The sequence below is a fragment of the Bradyrhizobium sp. B025 genome, from assembly GCF_042257955.1.
Classification (GTDB): Bacteria; Pseudomonadota; Alphaproteobacteria; order Rhizobiales; family Xanthobacteraceae; genus Bradyrhizobium; species Bradyrhizobium diazoefficiens.
In genome coordinates this window covers 4,782,025-4,797,985 of record NZ_CP170150.1, presented here as the reverse complement: position 1 = coordinate 4,797,985, position 15,961 = coordinate 4,782,025, and the positions used below count along the sequence as shown (strand labels likewise).

19 protein-coding genes are annotated in these 15,961 nt (G+C 64.3%); 11 read left to right on the top strand and 8 right to left on the bottom strand.

Annotation, left to right across the window (positions count from 1 at the left end; translation table 11 throughout):
- Positions 1-89: 89 nt before the first annotated feature.
- Positions 90-1,172 carry a COX15/CtaA family protein gene (locus ACE10W_RS22230; protein WP_161534753.1) on the top strand — a complete coding sequence of 361 codons (1,083 nt, stop codon included), beginning with the start codon at positions 90-92 and terminating at the stop codon, positions 1,170-1,172.
- A 19-nt stretch (positions 1,173-1,191) separates the two neighbouring features.
- On the opposite strand, the gene ACE10W_RS22225 is transcribed toward ACE10W_RS22230, so the two are convergent.
- The 4 genes from ACE10W_RS22225 to ACE10W_RS22210 all read right to left on the bottom strand — a co-directional run bounded on the left by ACE10W_RS22225 (position 1,192) and on the right by ACE10W_RS22210 (position 4,701).
- The gene (locus tag ACE10W_RS22225; protein WP_028171673.1) at positions 1,192-1,536 is read right to left on the bottom strand and encodes a hypothetical protein; all 345 of its coding nucleotides are present in this window, start codon (positions 1,534-1,536) and stop codon (positions 1,192-1,194) included.
- 205 nt (positions 1,537-1,741) lie between these two features.
- Positions 1,742-3,022 carry an O-acetylhomoserine aminocarboxypropyltransferase gene (locus ACE10W_RS22220; protein WP_011087730.1) on the bottom strand — a complete coding sequence of 427 codons (1,281 nt, stop codon included), beginning with the start codon at positions 3,020-3,022 and terminating at the stop codon, positions 1,742-1,744.
- Between the two features lie 138 nt (positions 3,023-3,160).
- Positions 3,161-3,745: a CoA-binding protein gene (locus tag ACE10W_RS22215; protein WP_028171674.1), complete on the bottom strand. Its 585-nt coding sequence runs from the start codon at positions 3,743-3,745 to the stop codon at positions 3,161-3,163.
- A gap of 131 nt (positions 3,746-3,876) precedes the next feature.
- Positions 3,877-4,701, bottom strand: a complete 825-nt coding sequence (locus ACE10W_RS22210; RefSeq protein ID WP_162603553.1) for an enoyl-CoA hydratase — start codon at positions 4,699-4,701, stop codon at positions 3,877-3,879.
- A gap of 85 nt (positions 4,702-4,786) precedes the next feature.
- Between ACE10W_RS22210 and ACE10W_RS22205 the strand changes: the two genes are divergently transcribed.
- From ACE10W_RS22205 to ACE10W_RS22180, 6 genes are all read left to right on the top strand, one after another.
- Positions 4,787-5,215 carry a PaaI family thioesterase gene (locus ACE10W_RS22205; protein WP_011087727.1) on the top strand — a complete coding sequence of 143 codons (429 nt, stop codon included), beginning with the start codon at positions 4,787-4,789 and terminating at the stop codon, positions 5,213-5,215.
- 158 nt (positions 5,216-5,373) lie between these two features.
- A complete protein-coding gene (gene rplM / locus ACE10W_RS22200; RefSeq protein ID WP_011087726.1) occupies positions 5,374-5,838 on the top strand; it encodes a 50S ribosomal protein L13 in 465 nt (154 codons plus the stop codon).
- 1 nt (position 5,839) lies between these two features.
- A complete protein-coding gene (gene rpsI, locus ACE10W_RS22195) occupies positions 5,840-6,319 on the top strand; it encodes a 30S ribosomal protein S9 (protein WP_011087725.1) in 480 nt (159 codons plus the stop codon).
- A 230-nt stretch (positions 6,320-6,549) separates the two neighbouring features.
- A complete protein-coding gene (locus ACE10W_RS22190) occupies positions 6,550-7,770 on the top strand; it encodes a diguanylate cyclase (RefSeq protein WP_162603552.1) in 1,221 nt (406 codons plus the stop codon).
- A gap of 56 nt (positions 7,771-7,826) precedes the next feature.
- A complete protein-coding gene (locus ACE10W_RS22185) occupies positions 7,827-8,066 on the top strand; it encodes a hypothetical protein (protein WP_038966313.1) in 240 nt (79 codons plus the stop codon).
- 101 nt (positions 8,067-8,167) lie between these two features.
- Positions 8,168-8,464 (top strand): antibiotic biosynthesis monooxygenase, encoded by a 297-nt coding sequence (locus ACE10W_RS22180; protein WP_025036647.1) that lies wholly within the window; start codon positions 8,168-8,170, stop codon positions 8,462-8,464.
- A 6-nt stretch (positions 8,465-8,470) separates the two neighbouring features.
- On the opposite strand, the gene ACE10W_RS22175 is transcribed toward ACE10W_RS22180, so the two are convergent.
- Positions 8,471-9,604, bottom strand: a complete 1,134-nt coding sequence (locus ACE10W_RS22175; RefSeq protein ID WP_038966312.1) for an AI-2E family transporter — start codon at positions 9,602-9,604, stop codon at positions 8,471-8,473.
- A 250-nt stretch (positions 9,605-9,854) separates the two neighbouring features.
- Here ACE10W_RS22175 and ACE10W_RS22170 point away from each other — a divergent pair, with 250 nt between their 5' ends.
- On the top strand, positions 9,855-10,628 hold the full coding sequence (locus ACE10W_RS22170; protein ID WP_028171680.1) for a gamma-glutamyl-gamma-aminobutyrate hydrolase family protein: 774 nt from the start codon (positions 9,855-9,857) through the stop codon (positions 10,626-10,628).
- A 95-nt stretch (positions 10,629-10,723) separates the two neighbouring features.
- On the opposite strand, the gene ACE10W_RS22165 is transcribed toward ACE10W_RS22170, so the two are convergent.
- The 3 genes from ACE10W_RS22165 to ACE10W_RS22155 all read right to left on the bottom strand — a co-directional run bounded on the left by ACE10W_RS22165 (position 10,724) and on the right by ACE10W_RS22155 (position 13,156).
- The gene (locus ACE10W_RS22165) at positions 10,724-10,969 is read right to left on the bottom strand and encodes an EF-hand domain-containing protein (protein WP_011087720.1); all 246 of its coding nucleotides are present in this window, start codon (positions 10,967-10,969) and stop codon (positions 10,724-10,726) included.
- Positions 10,970-11,332: 363 nt separating this feature from the next.
- Positions 11,333-11,890: a cytochrome b gene (locus ACE10W_RS22160; protein ID WP_038966310.1), complete on the bottom strand. Its 558-nt coding sequence runs from the start codon at positions 11,888-11,890 to the stop codon at positions 11,333-11,335.
- A gap of 288 nt (positions 11,891-12,178) precedes the next feature.
- A complete protein-coding gene (locus ACE10W_RS22155; protein WP_375761963.1) occupies positions 12,179-13,156 on the bottom strand; it encodes a GlxA family transcriptional regulator in 978 nt (325 codons plus the stop codon).
- 152 nt (positions 13,157-13,308) lie between these two features.
- On the opposite strand from ACE10W_RS22155, the gene ACE10W_RS22150 reads away from it, so the two are divergent.
- The 3 genes from ACE10W_RS22150 to ACE10W_RS22140 all read left to right on the top strand — a co-directional run bounded on the left by ACE10W_RS22150 (position 13,309) and on the right by ACE10W_RS22140 (position 15,913).
- The gene (locus ACE10W_RS22150; protein WP_011087716.1) at positions 13,309-13,566 is read left to right on the top strand and encodes a tautomerase family protein; all 258 of its coding nucleotides are present in this window, start codon (positions 13,309-13,311) and stop codon (positions 13,564-13,566) included.
- Between the two features lie 182 nt (positions 13,567-13,748).
- Complete coding sequence (locus ACE10W_RS22145) at positions 13,749-15,155, top strand: nodulation protein NfeD (protein ID WP_375761962.1); 1,407 nt, start codon at positions 13,749-13,751, stop codon at positions 15,153-15,155.
- Entirely contained in the window at positions 15,152-15,913 is a 762-nt protein-coding gene (locus ACE10W_RS22140; protein ID WP_375761961.1) for a slipin family protein, read from the top strand. Before ACE10W_RS22145 ends, ACE10W_RS22140 begins: the two co-directional genes overlap by 4 nt.
- The last annotated feature ends 48 nt before the right edge of the window (positions 15,914-15,961 follow it).

Genomic DNA, 15,961 nt, shown 5'->3' with positions numbered 1-15,961 from the left:
GCGGGAGCGGGGGACTATAAGGGGCACGCAGTCCGGTTCAAGCCTCCTGGTTCAAGTCTCTTAGCTACAAGGTTTGGTTTCGCCCTGAAATGACGACGATTTCCGCCCCGTCCGAGCCGTATCGCGCCGTGCGCTGGTGGCTGATTTCCGTGGCCGCGCTGATCGCGCTGATGGTGCTGGTCGGCGGCGCGACGCGGCTGACGGAATCCGGCCTCTCGATCGTCGAATGGAAGCCGGTAACGGGCAGCCTGCCGCCGCTCTCGGCGGCGCAGTGGACCGAGGCGTTCGAGGCCTACAAGAAGATCCCGCAATATCGCGAGCTCAACGCGGGCATGAGCCTGTCCGAGTTCAAGGAGATTTTCTGGTGGGAGTGGAGCCACCGGTTGCTCGGCCGCTTCATCGGCGTCGCTTATCTGTTGCCGTTCCTGTTCTTCCTGTGGCGCGGGGGCTTGTCCCGTGAGTTGAAGCGCAGGCTGTGGCTGCTGTTCGCGCTCGGCGGGCTTCAAGGCGCGGTCGGCTGGTGGATGGTGGCCTCGGGTCTCTCGGAGCGGGTCGAGGTGTCGCAATATCGGCTGGCGACGCATCTGGTGCTCGCGCTGCTGATCTTCGCCGGCATCGTCTGGACGGTGCGGCGGCTCAAGGAGCGGGCGCAGATCGCCGCGCCCGCGCGGCTGCGGTTCACGAGTGCGCTGCTGCTTGTCGTGACCTTCGTGCAGATCTATTTCGGTGCATTGGTCGCGGGCCTGCGCGCGGGCCGCGCCTACAACACCTGGCCTGAGATCGACGGCGCGCTCATTCCCTCCGCCGAGCGGCTGTGGTTCGAGACGCCGTGGTGGCGCAACATGTTCGACAATGTGCTGACGGTGCAGTTCGAGCACCGCATGACGGCCTATGCGCTGTTCGTGTTGGCGGCGCTGCATACGTTCGACGCGGTGCGTTCGCGCGCGGGTCTGGCTGCGAGCGGCGCGCTCTGGCTGTTTGCGGCGGTGAGCCTGCAAGCGGTGCTCGGCATCCTCACGCTGCTCAACCAGGTGCCGATCGGGCTTGCGCTCGCGCATCAGGCAGTCGCGATCGCGGTCTTGACGCTCGCGGTGATGCAGACGGAACGGCTGGCCTCGCGGCAATCTGCCGAGACGCAGCCGCGCGTGGTTCCGGTCAGTCAGCCCGGCTGATCACCATCAGCCCGGCTGATCAGCAATAGCCGTAGACGCCGCACGCGTAGGGCAGGCGCCAGAAATAGTCGACCTGTTTCCCGCCGTAATACGGGCCCTGATAGTCGTAGTCCCAGGGGCGGCCATAGTAGCCCGGCAGCGTGTGAGAGCCGGGCAGCAGCGGCGTGCCCGGCAGATTGCGGACGTAGCTGCCGATGCCATAGGCCGGCGAGATCAGCGCATCCGGATCGGTCTCGACATAGACGGTTGGCGCCTCCTGCGGCGGCACGGCGGCCCGCCGCTTCGGCGTGGCCGGAAGGTCGGCGGCGAGCGCGCTTGAGAGCGTCAGCATCGCCGCAAGGGCAGGCACCATCCAGCGCAGCATCGTCGGCTCCGAATCAAAGGGCGATCCAAAGACGATGTATGCGGCCGATATGGTTAATGACTGTTAACTGAGGGGCGGCGCCGCCACCATGCGCCGTCCGTCATTCCGGGGCGGTCCGGTAGGACCGAACCCGGAATCCAGAGATGAGCAAATGACGTCGAGATTCCGGGTTCGGTGCTTCGCACCGCCCCGGAACGACGGGCAACTAAGCCCCCAGCGCCTGTTCCAGATCGGCGATCAGGTCTTCCTTGTCCTCGATGCCGATCGAGAGCCGCACCACGTCGGGGCCGGCGCCGGACTTCACCTTGGCGGCGTCGTCGAGCTGGCTGTGCGTGGTCGAGGCCGGATGGATCACCAGCGAGCGGGTGTCGCCGACATTGGCCAGATGCGAGAACAACTGCAGTTTCGACACCAGGCTGACGCCGGCGTCATAGCCGCCCTTCAGGCTGAAGGTGAACACGGCGCCTGCGCCCTTTGGCGCGTATTTGCGCGCAAGCCGGTTGTACTTGTCGCTGGCAAGGCCCGCGTAGCTCACCGAGGCCACCGCCGGATGGCCGGCGAGGAATTCGGCGACCGCCTTGGCGTTGTCGCAGTGCTTCTGCATGCGCAGCGGCAGCGTCTCGATGCCGGTCAGGATCATGAAGGCGTTGAACGGCGACAGCGCCGGCCCGAGGTCGCGCAAGCCCAGCACGCGGCAGGCAATCGCGAAGGCGAAATTGCCAAAGGTCTCCTGGAGGCGGATGCCGTGATATTCCGGCCGCGGCTCCGACAGCATCGGATATTTGCCGCCGGTCGACCAGTCGAACGTGCCGGCATCGACGATGATGCCGCCGAGCGAATTGCCGTGGCCGCCCAGAAACTTCGTCAGCGAATGCACGACGATGTCGGCACCGTGATCGATCGGGCGGATCAGGTAGGGCGAGGCCAGCGTGTTGTCGACGATCAGCGGCACGCCCGCCTTGCGCGCCACCGTCGAGACCGCCTCGATGTCGGTGATGCTGCCGCCGGGGTTGGCGATGGACTCGATGAAGATCGCCTTGGTGCGCGGGGTGACGGCGCGCTCGAAGCTGGCGATGTCGTCGGAATCGGCCCACACCACGTTCCAGCCGAAGCTCTTGAACGCATGCGTGAACTGGTTGATCGAGCCGCCATAGAGCTTTCGCGCCGCGATGAACTCGTCGCCGGGCTGGAGCAATTGCTGCAACACCACGACCTGCGCGGCGTGGCCGGAGGCAACGGCCAGCGCCGCCGTGCCGCCTTCGAGCGCCGCGACGCGTTCTTCCAGCACCGCGTTGGTTGGGTTGCCGATGCGGGTATAGATGTTGCCGAACGCCTGCAATCCGAACAGCGAGGCGGCGTGGTCGGCGTCGTTGAAGACGAAAGAGGTCGTTTGATAAATCGGAGTCGCGCGCGCACCGGTCGTGGGGTCGGGCTGTGCACCGGCATGCACGGCGAGGGTTGAAAATCCCGGAAGGCGATCGCTCATTGAGGGCGTCCTGTTCTTGTGGTCTGAAATCGCGCGGCATGCTGATCGGCGCCGCTGCTGCCGTCAAGGCGCGGCTTCACATCGGAACGATCGTTCTGCGTATTGTCGCGTTCGCGAAACGAATCGTTCGCAATTGCGTCAGCTTTGTTCGCTCTTGTTTTTGGCGGCACGATCGGATGCCGCGGTATCGCCACCGCCGACACTCATCCGATTGAGGGAGAGCCGCATACCTTGCGTCGGCGCCGGCGCGCGCTTGGAGCTGAGCGTGCGCGAATTGACGCCCATCCAGGAGATCTCGGACGACAGGCGGCCATATTCGATCTTGGGGCAGCGGTTCATCACGACCTTGATACCGGCCGCTTCCGCCTTCGCCGCCGCGACGTCGTCGCGCGCGCCGAGCTGCATCCAGATCACCTTCGGCAGCGGATCGAGCGTCAGCGCTTCCTCGACCACGGGCATGATGTGGCTGGAGTTGCGGAAGATGTCGATCATGTCGACGGGACGGCCGATGTCGGACATCGAGGCGACGAAGGGCTTTCCGAGCAGCTCCTTGCCGACATGGCCGGGATTGACCGGAATCATGTCATAGCCGCGCTGCGCCAGATATTTGAACGCGAAATAGCTCGGCCGCACATTGACCGGCGAGGCGCCGACCATCGCGATCGACTTCACGCTATTGAGGATGGCGCGGATGTAATTGTCGGGATAGGCGTCGTGGTTCATCTTTTTCTTTCGTTCGTCATTCCGGGGCGGCTCGCAGAGCCGAACTCGGAATCTCGAGATTCTCAGGTGCGCAATTGCGCACCATAGTTCGATGCCCCGCATCGCCCGGAATGACGGTGCGTGAAACGTCGCTATTCATCCCGCCACGTCGGCGCGCGCTTCTCGATGAAGGCGCCGATGCCTTCCTCGGCGTCGCGCGCCATCATGTTCTCGGTCATCACCTCTGCCGCATAGCGATAGGCGTCCGCAAGGCTCATCTCGGCCTGGCGATAGAACGCCTCCTTGCCGAGCTTGACCGTGTAGGCGGATTTCAGCGCGACCTGTTCCGCCAGCGCAATCGCGGCGCCGCGCTCGGTACCCGCTGTCACGACGCGATTGACGAGGCCGATCTCGCGGGCGCGGTCGGCCGTGACAGGCTCGCCCGTCAGCAGCATCTCCATCGCCTGTTTGCGCGGAACGTTGCGCGACAGCGCCACCATCGGCGTCGAGCAGAACAGGCCGATGTCGACGCCGGGCGTGGCGAACTTCGCGTCCTCCGAGGCGATCGCGAGATCGCAGCTTGCGACGAGCTGGCAGCCGGCGGCGGTCGCGATGCCCTGGACGGCGGCGATCACGGGCTTTGGCAGGTGCACGATCGCCTGCATCATCGCGCTACAGGCGTTCATCATCTCGGCGAAATATGCGCGGCCGCGATCGGGGTCGCTGCGGCGCGCGGTCAATTCCTTCATATCGTGGCCGGCGGAGAAGGCCGGACCGTTGGCGGCGATGACGGCGGCGCGGATGCGCTTGTCCTCGGCAATTGCGTTGAAGCTCGCATGCAGCTGGCCGATCATCGCCTCCGACAGGCTGTTGCGCGCGGCGGGGCGGTTCAGCGTGAGCACGGCGACGGTGCCGACGATCTCCCGCAGCAGGATCGGCGGTTCCGGGAAGGGGGGGCGGGCGGGCTGGACGGACATCGAAGCGTTTCCAGTTGGATTATTGCAATTGGATGATGCAGATAACCTAATGTAACAGCGGACCTGAAGCGAGGGTGGGGGTGGCATGGCGTTAGCGAAAATGAGCGTGGCGGAGGTCGAGCAGTTTCTCCGTGACGAGTTTCCCCAGGCCTTCAGTGGCGGCGACATCACGATCGAGAGCGCGGACGGCCAGACCTGCCTTTTGCGCCAGCGCTACAGCGAAAGGATGCTGCGGCCGGGCGGAACCGTGTCCGGCCCGACGCTGATGGCGCTCGCCGATTTCGCGATGTACGTGGTGCTTCTGTCCGCGATCGGGCCGATCGGGCTCGCGGTCACCACCAATCTCAACATCAACTTCCTGCGCAAGGGCCAGCCCGGCCAGGACGTTCTGGCCGAGGCGCGGCTGCTCAAGCTCGGCAAGCGCCTGGCGGTCGGGGAAGTGAACCTCTTGTCCGGCACCTCGCCCGATCCGATCGCCCATGTCACCTCGACCTATTCCATTCCAAATGTTTGAGCTTTTTGCAGGTAATATAGCACCATATTTTTAAGCTGTTGATTTTACGAGCGTAATTTCCGTCTTCGGGCATTGACCGTTGCGCGTCTCTTCTCTAGAAAACCGCGCAGTCCGGTGCGGTGTTCGCGCCGATATCTCCCGTCCACGGAAACTCCGATATGAAAACCTTTTCGGCAAAGCCGGCTGAGGTGACGAAGAAGTGGGTGCTGATCGACGCCAAGGGTCTGGTCGTCGGCCGTCTCGCCACCATCGTCGCCATGCGCCTGCGCGGCAAGCACCTCCCGACCTACACCCCGCACGTTGATTGCGGCGACAACGTCATCATCATCAACGCGCAGCATGCGGTCCTCACCGGTCGCAAGCGCGAGCAGAAGACCTACTACAAGCACACCGGCTATGTCGGCCACGTCAAGGAGCGCACCGCGCGCCAGATCCTCGAGGGCAAGCATCCCGAGCGCGTGCTCGAGAAGGCCGTCGAGCGCATGATTCCGCGTGGTCCGCTCGGTCGCGTGCAGATGGGTAACCTCCGCGTCTACGGCGGGGCCGATCATCCGCACGAGGCGCAGCAGCCCGAGAAGATCGACATCGCCAAGTTGAACCGCAAGAACACGAGGGCCGCATAACATGGCCGAATCCATTCAGTCGCTCGACCAGCTCTCGCAGCTCAAGACGGCGGCCGCGCCCGACGCGCCCAAGCACGAGAAGAAGGTCGACAAGTTCAACCGCGCCTATGCCACCGGCAAGCGCAAGGACGCGGTCGCCCGCGTCTGGATCAAGCCGGGTGCCGGCAAGGTCACGGTCAATTCGCGTGAGGTCGAGGTCTATTTCGCGCGTCCCGTGCTGCGCATGATGATCGAGCAGCCGTTCTCCGTGGCCCAGCGTTCCGGCCAGTACGACGTGATCTGCACCGTCGCCGGCGGCGGTCTGTCCGGCCAGGCCGGCGCCGTCCGTCACGGCATCTCCAAGGCGCTCACCTATTTCGAGCCGGAGCTGCGCACGGTGCTCAAGAAGGGCGGCTTCCTCACCCGCGACAGCCGCGTGGTCGAGCGCAAGAAGTACGGCAAGGCCAAGGCCCGCCGGTCCTTCCAGTTCTCGAAGCGTTAATCGCTTCGGTCACATTCGCCGCGAAAGCGGCTTCAATGAGATGCAAAAGGGCGCTGATTTCAGCGCCCTTTTTGTTGTTCGTTTGTATGCAAATTGACGACGTGTTTCCCGAAAAGTTGGGGCCGCGTGAAAACCTGAATGGAACCCGCGGGAACATAGCGTCGCCTTTGGAAGGGCGCGCAAATCGGCTGGGCCGGTCGCGTAACTGCTATGTTTTCAAGGGGGCCGACATGATGTCGCTCGATAGCATCACGCTCTATTTGGTTGCCACCATGGTCGCCGCACTGCTCGGCGCCATGATGGTGTTCTTCGGCAGGCAGGAGAACAGTCCTGCGCTGAAATGGTGGGGCACCGCCTATCTCCTGGGCGCGGCCTCGGTCGCGTTGTGGACGGCGGCAGGCGACAGGCTGGGGCCGCATCTCTATCTGGCGTTAAATGCCGTCGGCTTCGTCGCCTGCGGCATGGTGTGGAACGCGGCGCGCGTCTTCCACGGTCGCAAGCCGAACTGGCCCGGCCTCGTGCTCGGCGCGCTCGCATGGGCCGCTGCCGTGACGCTGCTCGATCCCGCGGCGTCCATGCTGCGCATGATCATCGGCGCCGGCATCGTCTCGGTCTATGCCGCGCTGACCGCAAGCGAGCTCTGGGTCGAGCGGCGCAAGAGCCTGCAACGGCGCTGGCCGGCCTTCGTGGTGCCGGTGATGCACGGTTGCGTGCTGATGCTGCCGATCCTGCTCGGCAGCTTCCTGCGCCCGCACGATGCCGGCTTCTCCAGCAGCATCTGGGTCACCGTGTTCGCGGTCGAGCTCGTGCTCTATGCCGTCGGCACCGTGTTCGTGATCTTCATGCTGGTGTCGGAGCGCGCCGTCACCGCGCACCGGACCGCCGCATCCACCGATCCCCTGACCGGCATGCTCAACCGCCGCGGCTTCTCCGAAGCCTGCGGCCGCGTGATCGAGCGCGAGGCCAAGGCCGGGCGTCCCGTGACCGTGATGATCTTCGACATCGACCACTTCAAGTCGATCAACGACCGCTTCGGCCATCCCGCCGGCGACGAGATGCTGAAACTGTTCTCGACCGTGGTCGTCAGCAATCTGCGCATCACCGACATGTCGGGCCGCATCGGCGGCGAGGAATTCGCGGCGTTGCTGCCGTGTTCGCTGGAGGAGGGCGTGCTGGTCGCCGAGCGCGTGCGCGAAGCCTTCGAGACCTCCGGCGTCGTGGTCGATGACGGCCCGGTCGACACCACCGTCAGCATTGGCGTCGCCGGCGGTCCGGCCGGTACCGAGCTCGAGGTGCTGCTGGCCTCGGCCGACACTGCACTCTACCAGGCCAAGCGCGGCGGCCGTAACCGTGTCGAGGCCGCGGAGGAGCTGCCGCTGTCGCTGGAGAACTGGCGCCGCCAGAGCGCCGCGCGGATCGGCGCGCCGCAGGCGCGTCCGGCCACGGCTTGAGGCAAAGGGCCCTGCGATAATTCCTTGTTTACCATTCGATCCCTACCATTGCGGTCATGGAATCGATCCGTCGACAGACACCGCAGGCCGCCCTGATGTCGCTCGAAGCTCAAGCCGCCTCGGCGCGAGGCGGCTTCGCCTGTCTGTTCTCGACCGCTGAGGAATACGAGACGGCGCTGATCACCGAGCGCCGTGCCCAGGGACGCTACACGCAGCAGCGCCGCAGCTATTGGCCGCTCGCGCTGTTCGTCGGTTGCGCGCTCATCGTGGCAGGCACCGTCCTGCTGTTCGCCTGAGAGACCTGCGGTTTCCGGCCAGCCAGGGCGCCGTTTCGGCGCCTTTTTCTTTTGGGCGGGGTGCGGTAGACACGCCCGTCAAACAAGGAGGGTGGAAGCCGATGATCACCGAGATCGCGCAAATCGACGTCAAGCCGGGCAGCGAGAAGGATTTCGAGGCCGCTGTCGCCAAGGCCAAGGCCGCGTTCGGCCGCTCCAAGGGCTTTCACGGCTTCGAGCTGCACAAGTCGATCGAGAAGCCGCAGCGCTATCGCTTGATGGTGAAATGGGCGACGCTGGAGAACCACACCGTCGATTTCCGCGGCTCCGAGAACTTCACCGAATGGCGCGGCCTCGTCGGCCAGTATTTTGCTGCGCCCCCGGAGGTCGAGCACACCGAGACTGTGCTGACGACCTGAGCCACCTCAAGCCGCCTCTGCCAGGGGCGGCGCCTCATAGGTCTTGAAATGGTCGATCATGACCTTGGCGATGGCGACCAGTGGCAGCGCCAGCGCCAGGCCCCAGATTCCAAAGACGACGCCGAGCAGGATCTGGAACGCGAACAGCGTGGCCGGCGGAATGTCCAGCGCCTGCCGCTGGAGCAGCGGCGTCAGCACGTAGCTCTCCATCGCATGCACGCCGAGAAACAGGATCAGTGCGGATAGCGCCGGGATCCAGCCCGAGGCGAGACTCGCCAGCACCACGACGACGCCGGCGATGATGGCGCCGACGGTTGGGATGAAGGCGAGGAGGCCGGCCTGGATTCCCAGGATGAACGACCCGGGGATACCGATGATGGCCAGCCCGATCCAGGTCACCACGCCGACTGCCAGCATGACGATGATCTGCGCGATCAGCCAGCGCTCCAGCGTCTCGCTGATGCGGTCGACGATGAGCGTAGCCCGCGTGCGGTGCCTGGCCGGCACGAGGAACAGCAGGCCGTCGTGATAGACGCTGGGCTGGGCAGCGAAGGCCAGCCCGAGAAACAGCACGATGAAGATGTTGCCGACGGCGCTGATGGTGCCAAGCAGCAGCTTGAAGGTCTGGCTCACGATCGCCCCGCCGCTGGACGCGAGGGCGCCTGCACCCGGCAAATTGCCGCGCGGGGCCGTGTTTGGGGTGGGCGTCGACCCTGCATCGGTGGAGGCGGCGGGTGCGGCGTTGCCGAAATCGAAGAAGCTGGTGTCGATACCGTGGGTGTCGAGAAAGGACTTCACGTTGGTGATCTGCGACCTGATGGTCTTGCTGAGCAGCGAGGCCTGTTCGGCGATGGTGGCGCCGCCGAGATAGGCGACGCCCGCGAGCATCAGGGCCAGCGCGATGCAGACGATCGCAAGCCGCATTGTGTGCGGCAGGTGCACGCGGCGGCCGAGTGCATTGGTCAGCGCGTTGAGGCCGACGCCGAGCAGCATGCCGGTGAAGATCAGGAGCAGGGTGGCGGCAAAATACCAGGTGAAGGCGAGCAGCGCCGTGACCAGCACGACGCTGATGCCGCCGACCGAGATGGCCCAGGCCAGGTCGCTGCGGGTCCGGGGTCGTTCATCTCGGGAAATTGTCACGTCGTCTCCTTTTGGGAAGGCCGCAGAGCGCACTCTTTCGCCAAATCTTACCTGGGATCAAGCCGAGGCTATGCACCGGTTTGACGCCTCGGCGGGCCTGCTTTGGCCGACGCCGGGGCGCGAAAGTGGGCCGACGCGGCGCCAAAGGCGCGAAAATAGCATTGCCGTCCCGCAATCCCTTCGGTTGAATTTGTTCCATCGGAAGGGCATGTTTGGAGAATCTTCTTACGGGGGAGGTCGGAAACGGAAGATGAGAAAGCCGGTCGTCGGCGTGATCGGGAACGCCCATCGCGTCGAAAATCGATTTCAGGTCCAGATGGTCGGCGAGCGCAATTTGCGTGCGGTGGCCGAGGTCTCCGGCGGCCTGCCGGTGATGTTTGCGGGCTCGCCCGACATCACCGACATCGGTGCGCTGCTCGATACCGTCGACGGCATCGTCCTCACGGGCGCCCGCGCCAACGTCCATCCGACCCGCTTCAACGTAGACCCTTGCGAGAAGCACGAGCCCTACGACATCCACCGCGACGAGGTGGCGCTGGCGCTTTCCGTCGCCTGCGTTGCGCGCGGCATCCCGCTGTTCGGCATCTGCCGCGGCCTCCAGGAGATGAACGTCGCCTTCGGCGGCTCGCTGCACCCCGAGATCCGCGAGATCCCGGGTCGCATGAACCATCGCATGCCCCGGCTCGAGAACGGCGAGATCCACCCCGATCCGACCGTGGTGTTCGCCGACCGCCACGATGTCGACCTCACGCCGGGCGGGGCGTTCGCACGGCTGCTGGGCTGTGAGAGGATCCGGGTCAATTCTCTGCACGGCCAGGGCATCCTCGATCCCGGCAAGCGCGTGCTGATCGAAGGTGTCGCCGAGGACGGCACCATCGAGGCCATCCGCATCGCGGAAGCCCCGACCTTTGCGCTCGGCGTGCAATGGCACGCCGAATACGATCCCCAGCGCAATCCGATCAACCGGAAGCTGTTCGAGGCGTTTGGCGCAGCGCTGGTGGAGCGGCAGCGCGCGACGGCGTAGATCACGTTCGTGTCCCGGACAAGCGAAGCGCCGATCCGGGACCCACGCTGCTCGGAGGTCCTGCTGGGGGATAGCTCGTTTGGCGGATAGTCAGCCTATCTTCTGGTTTGTAGGAACGCTTGCATCTCTTCCGGCGTGAGTTTGCCATCCTTATTGCTGTCCATTGCCTTGAAAATTCGCTCGTGGGCTGCCTGAAACTCTGCCGACGAGATGGCTCCGTCGCCGTCGGAGTCCATAAGCGCAAACATCATGCGGAACATTATGGGAGGCCCCATCGCGTCCACGCCCATCCTGCTGCGCCCCTTCATCGCGCGACCCATCATGTCTCCACCACCCATCATGCCTTGTCGCTCTCCGGACGGGCTTGCGGGGGGCGTCGTTTGCGCGGGTGCCGCTGCTTGGTCCGATCCCGGATGATGGGCCTCGTGATCAGATGCCGTCTGAGCGAACGCGGGATGGTTCAGGGCAGCTGTTCCTCCGACGTTGATCCGAAATCACAACGATGCCGATCCAGTCCGGGTTCGGCTTGAGGCAAATCAATATGATGGGCAGGGGGCGCCGCTTGATTTCCTGGATGAGCCGGTCGCGAACCAGCGCCCACGGTTCATGCGGCGCCACAAAGGTCCAGAAATAGCACGTTGGTCCGCCGCCGCCTCGATCGTTGCATCACTCGCCGAGGATGTTGCGGTACCCGTGGTACGCCATCATTTGCTGCGAGGTAGCATGCGGTTCAACGTATTGTCGCGAAAAACGATATGATGGATCAGAGCTGCGCCAGCATGAAAGAACGCGACGAATACAAGCGCGTGGGCCGCAATTTCGTGGATCTCCTTGACCGAGTGCGCGAAGGCTCTATCTCGTATCCATGGCGATGATATTTCGTAGATGCCGAGCAGCGGCAACGCCTCGCCACGCGCAAACTGCGTAACGATCCCGGCGACCGGAACGACAACGAGCAAGGCGTAGAGCGTATAATGAAAAAGACGGGCGGATGGGTCGGCGAAGGCGCCAAGCCATCTGCGGAATTCGTTTGGCTCAGGAGGTGGCGGCGGAACGGCCGCCCTCCACACCAGCCGCATGATCAATGCGGCCAAGATCAACAGGCCGGCGGAAACATGAACAAGCAGGCCTGTCTCGCGCGCGCCACCCTTGGGCAAGTCATCGCCAAATATGCCGAGCGTCCACGCAACGATCACCAGAACTACCGTCGCCCAGTGGAGGAACTGGGGAACAGTACCGTATCGGTCAGGGGAACTCGTCAATGTCGCCTCCCTTCGGCTTCGATCCGGTGGCGCGGGTCAACTCTTCAAACATCATTACATCAGAAAAGTCGCGCCAACTCGTTGATCCACCTCATGGCGCGACCTGTTTCTCGCGCGAGGATGGCTGCATCTTTCTGAGACGAGTTCGATTACTGCGTATTACGGTATTGCTCGGCCGCGATCTGCTCGCGGCGTCGGCTGGAGCAGAGTTAAGTGCACTGTCACCGCAGTTGTGGATTTGCCGGGCGAGCAAGGCGCTAAGCTGGGTCGAACACTCTTGGTCAGCGGCTACGCCGCCCGCTCCATCCGCCGCGCGCGATAGGCTTGCGGCGACATCAACGTCAGCTTGCGGAACGCCTTGCGAAAGCTGCTCTCGTCTTCATACCCTGTCGTGCGCGCGATGGTCTTGATCGGCTGCGTCGTCGTCTCCAGCAGCGTGCGCGCGTGCTCGACGCGGCGGCGCATGATGAAGGCTTGTGGCGGCTCGTGCGTGAGCTCCTGAAACTTCCGGTTCAGCGTGCGCTCGCTGAGGCCGAGCGCGCCGGCAAGGCGCTTGACCGTCATCGGGCTCTTGCCGGTGCGACGAACCAGCAGGTCGGCCCTGGTCAGCAGCGGGTCCTGCGAGAGCAGGTAGCCCACGGGCATGAAGATCGATTGGGTGCGCTGTGCGGTGTCGATGACGACGTAGTCCGCGCACAGTTTTGCGATCTGCTTGCCGTCGACCATCTCGATCAGCCTGAGCAGGAGGTCGACCCACGACATCGGGCCGGCGGCGCAGACGAGGCGGTCCGCGCTGGTGATGACGGCGTCTGGGGCGAGGTCGATCGCGGGATGGCGCTGCCGAAGCTCGCTTTGCAGCCACCAGGTGATGGTGGCGCGGCGGTTGTCGAGCAGGCCCGCTCCCGCAAGCAGGAAGACGCCGCTGCAAAAGGCGCCGATCAGCCGGCCGTTGGCGTGCTGCTGCCGCAGCCAGGCGCCGGCACGGACGTATTGCGGCCGCAGGCGCTCGGCCGTGACGTGATCGACGAGGTTGCCGGGGACGAGGATCGCGTCGAATCCGGCGCGCTTGCCGATCGCGCCGTCGACTGCGACCGTCTGGCCGCCGCCGGCGCGCACCGCCTTGCCGTCGAGCGACAGCGTCTGCCAGGTGAAGCGGGATTTTTCGCCGCTCTGCTGCATGACGTGATTGGCGAGCGACAGGACGTCGGCGACGCCTGAGATCGCCGAATGCATGCAACCTTCCAGCGCCAGAACTGCGAGCTTCATGGGATCTCCTGCCAGCCACTGGCGACCCTAACCGATCGGCGCCAGCGATGCGTGGCGGAAATTGCCCGATCTCTGGCTGATCCGCCACTGGCCTGCCCGGGGCACCGGGTCCAAATTCGCTGTGTCGTCACACGACATGATTGGAGAGAGACATGCCTTACGTCACCATATCCACCGTCCGCGGCATCCTGGACGCCGCGCAGAAGAAAACGCTGCTCGAACGCGTCACCGACCTCCTGGTCGAGGTCGAAGGGCAGGGCAGTCCGGACTTCCGCCGCAACGTCTGGGTCAGGATCGAGGAGCAGGAACCTTCGCACTGGTCGCTCGGCGGCATGCAGCCGACGAGCGAGATCATCGCGAGTACGTTCGGCGCGATCGGAGCGGACGGGGTGCGGATCGCGAGGCCGTAGCCGCCAAGTGCACGGGCGGATCAGCCCAAGGCATGGTCCCCAAGGCATGGTCCGCCACCGCCCTGTGCTCAACCGATCCGCGGGGCGATTTCCATTGCATCGCACAATCAGACAAGGGCCTGCACACGGCTGCATTGAGCTTCAAGAGACGAACACCATATGTTCTGCAAGGGAGCCCTGCCGTGCAGACCATGAAGGCGGCCCTCGTTACGGCGATTGGCGTCGTGGCTTTGATCTGCTGCCTCCTTCCCAGTTCAGCAGAGGAGAACGGCCGTCTTGCACTGATTGTTTCGATCGAAGGGGCCATTGGCCCCGCGTCGGCCAGTTACGTGAAGGAGGCCTTGGCCCACGCAAGCGAACGGCGCGCCGAGGTCGTGCTTCTGAGAATCAACACTCCCGGCGGACTCAATTCCAGCATGCGCGAGATCATTGCGGATGTGCTGGCCTCGCCCGTCCCTGTCGTCGGTTACGTCGCTCCCTCCGGCGCCCACGCGGCGAGCGCGGGGACCTATATCCTTTATGCGACCCACATCGCGGCGATGGCGCCGGGCACCAATATTGGTGCAGCAACGCCGGTGCAGATTGGCGGACCGCTGCCGGGTCTGCCGAGCGGTACACCGGACAAGGGCGGCAAGGACAAGAAGGACGGTGACCAGCAGGGCGAGAAGGATCAGCCCAAGGATGCGATGACGGCAAAGGTGACCAATGATGCGGTTGCATTCATCCGTAGCCTTGCGGAGCTGCGCAACCGCAATGTGGACTGGGCGGAGAAAGCGGTCCGTGAGGCCGCCACTCTCTCTGCCAACGGCGCGCTAGAGGCCCATGCCATCGATCTCGTCGCGCGCGATCAGGCCGAATTGCTGAGGCAACTCGATGGCCGCGTGGTGGAGGTTGCAGGCGGCAAAACGCAACGCCTCGCGACGAAGGATGCGGTCGTTGAAGCCATCGACCCCGGATGGATATCCCGCTTCCTGGCGGTCATCACCGATCCGAATGTGGCGTTCATTCTCCTGATGGTCGGCATCTACGGCCTGATCTTCGAGTTCATGTCTCCCGGGGCCGTCGCTCCGGGAGTCGTCGGCGCGATCTGCCTGTTGATCGGCCTCTATGCGCTCAATTTGCTGCCGATCAACTATGCCGGGCTTGCCCTGATGCTGGTCGGCATAGTGCTTCTCACTGTCGAAGCCTTCAATCCGACGGTGGTGATCGGTCTCGGAGGGATCGTCGCTTTCGTGCTGGGAGCGCTGATGCTTTTCAGGGTCGAGGCGCCCGGCTACCACCTGTCGTGGTGGGTAATCGGCATCGCTGCAGCTGTGTTCACCGGCTTTGCGCTCGTCGTGCTTGGTTCGCTGCGGCGTGCCGCCAACGCTCCTGAACGGGTCGGCGCGCAGGCCATGCGAGGCTTGCCCGCCGAGGTTCTCGACTGGCGTGGGAGCGAAGGTCATGTCTTCGCCCATGGCGAGCGCTGGCAGGCGCGCGGCGCCGAAACGTTCAAGCCCGGAGAGACGGTCGAAGTCGCAAACGTCGTCGACCTGACGCTGCTGATACGGCGCGCACCAGCCCGAACAGGCGAGGGAGATCCGTCATGATGCTGGAATATCTGACCTATGCGGCGCTCGCGTTGCTTGTCATCATGTTCCTATCCCAGGCTATTCGAATCCTGCGTGAATACGAGCGTGGCGTCGTCTTTACGCTCGGTCGCTTTACCGGCGTGAAGGGCCCGGGCCTCATCATCCTCATTCCGGTCGTGCAGCAATTGGTAAAGGTCGATCTACGGGTGATGGTGCAGGTCGTCCCGCCCCAGGACGTGATTTCGCGGGACAACGTCTCCGTCAAGGTCAACGCCGTTCTGTATTTCCGCATCGTCGATCCCGAGCGGGCCATCATCAAGGTCGGCGATTACATGGCCGCCACCAGCCAGCTCGCGCAGACCACGTTACGCTCGGTGCTCGGCAAGCACGAGCTCGACGAGATGCTTGCCGAACGCGACAGGTTGAACGCCGACATCCAGGAGATCCTCGACAAGCAGACCGACGTCTGGGGCATCAAGGTCACCGGGATCGAGATCAAGGACATCGATCTCAACGAAACCATGGTGCGCGCGATCGCCAAGCAGGCCGAAGCGGAACGGTTGCGGCGCGCCAAGGTGATCAACGCGATGGGCGAGCAGCAGGCCGCCGAAAAGCTCGTCGAGGCCGGCCGGATTCTCGCGCAGGAGCCGCAGGCGATGCAGCTACGTTACTTCGCGGCCCTGCACGACATCGCGGGCGAACGGTCGTCGACCGTCGTCTTTCCGCTACCGACGGGTTTGCTCGATCATTTTATGCCGCGGCGGGACAGCCCATAGGGAAAGCAGCAGGCTGACCCATCTTCGGCCTCAATGGGCGTATCGAAT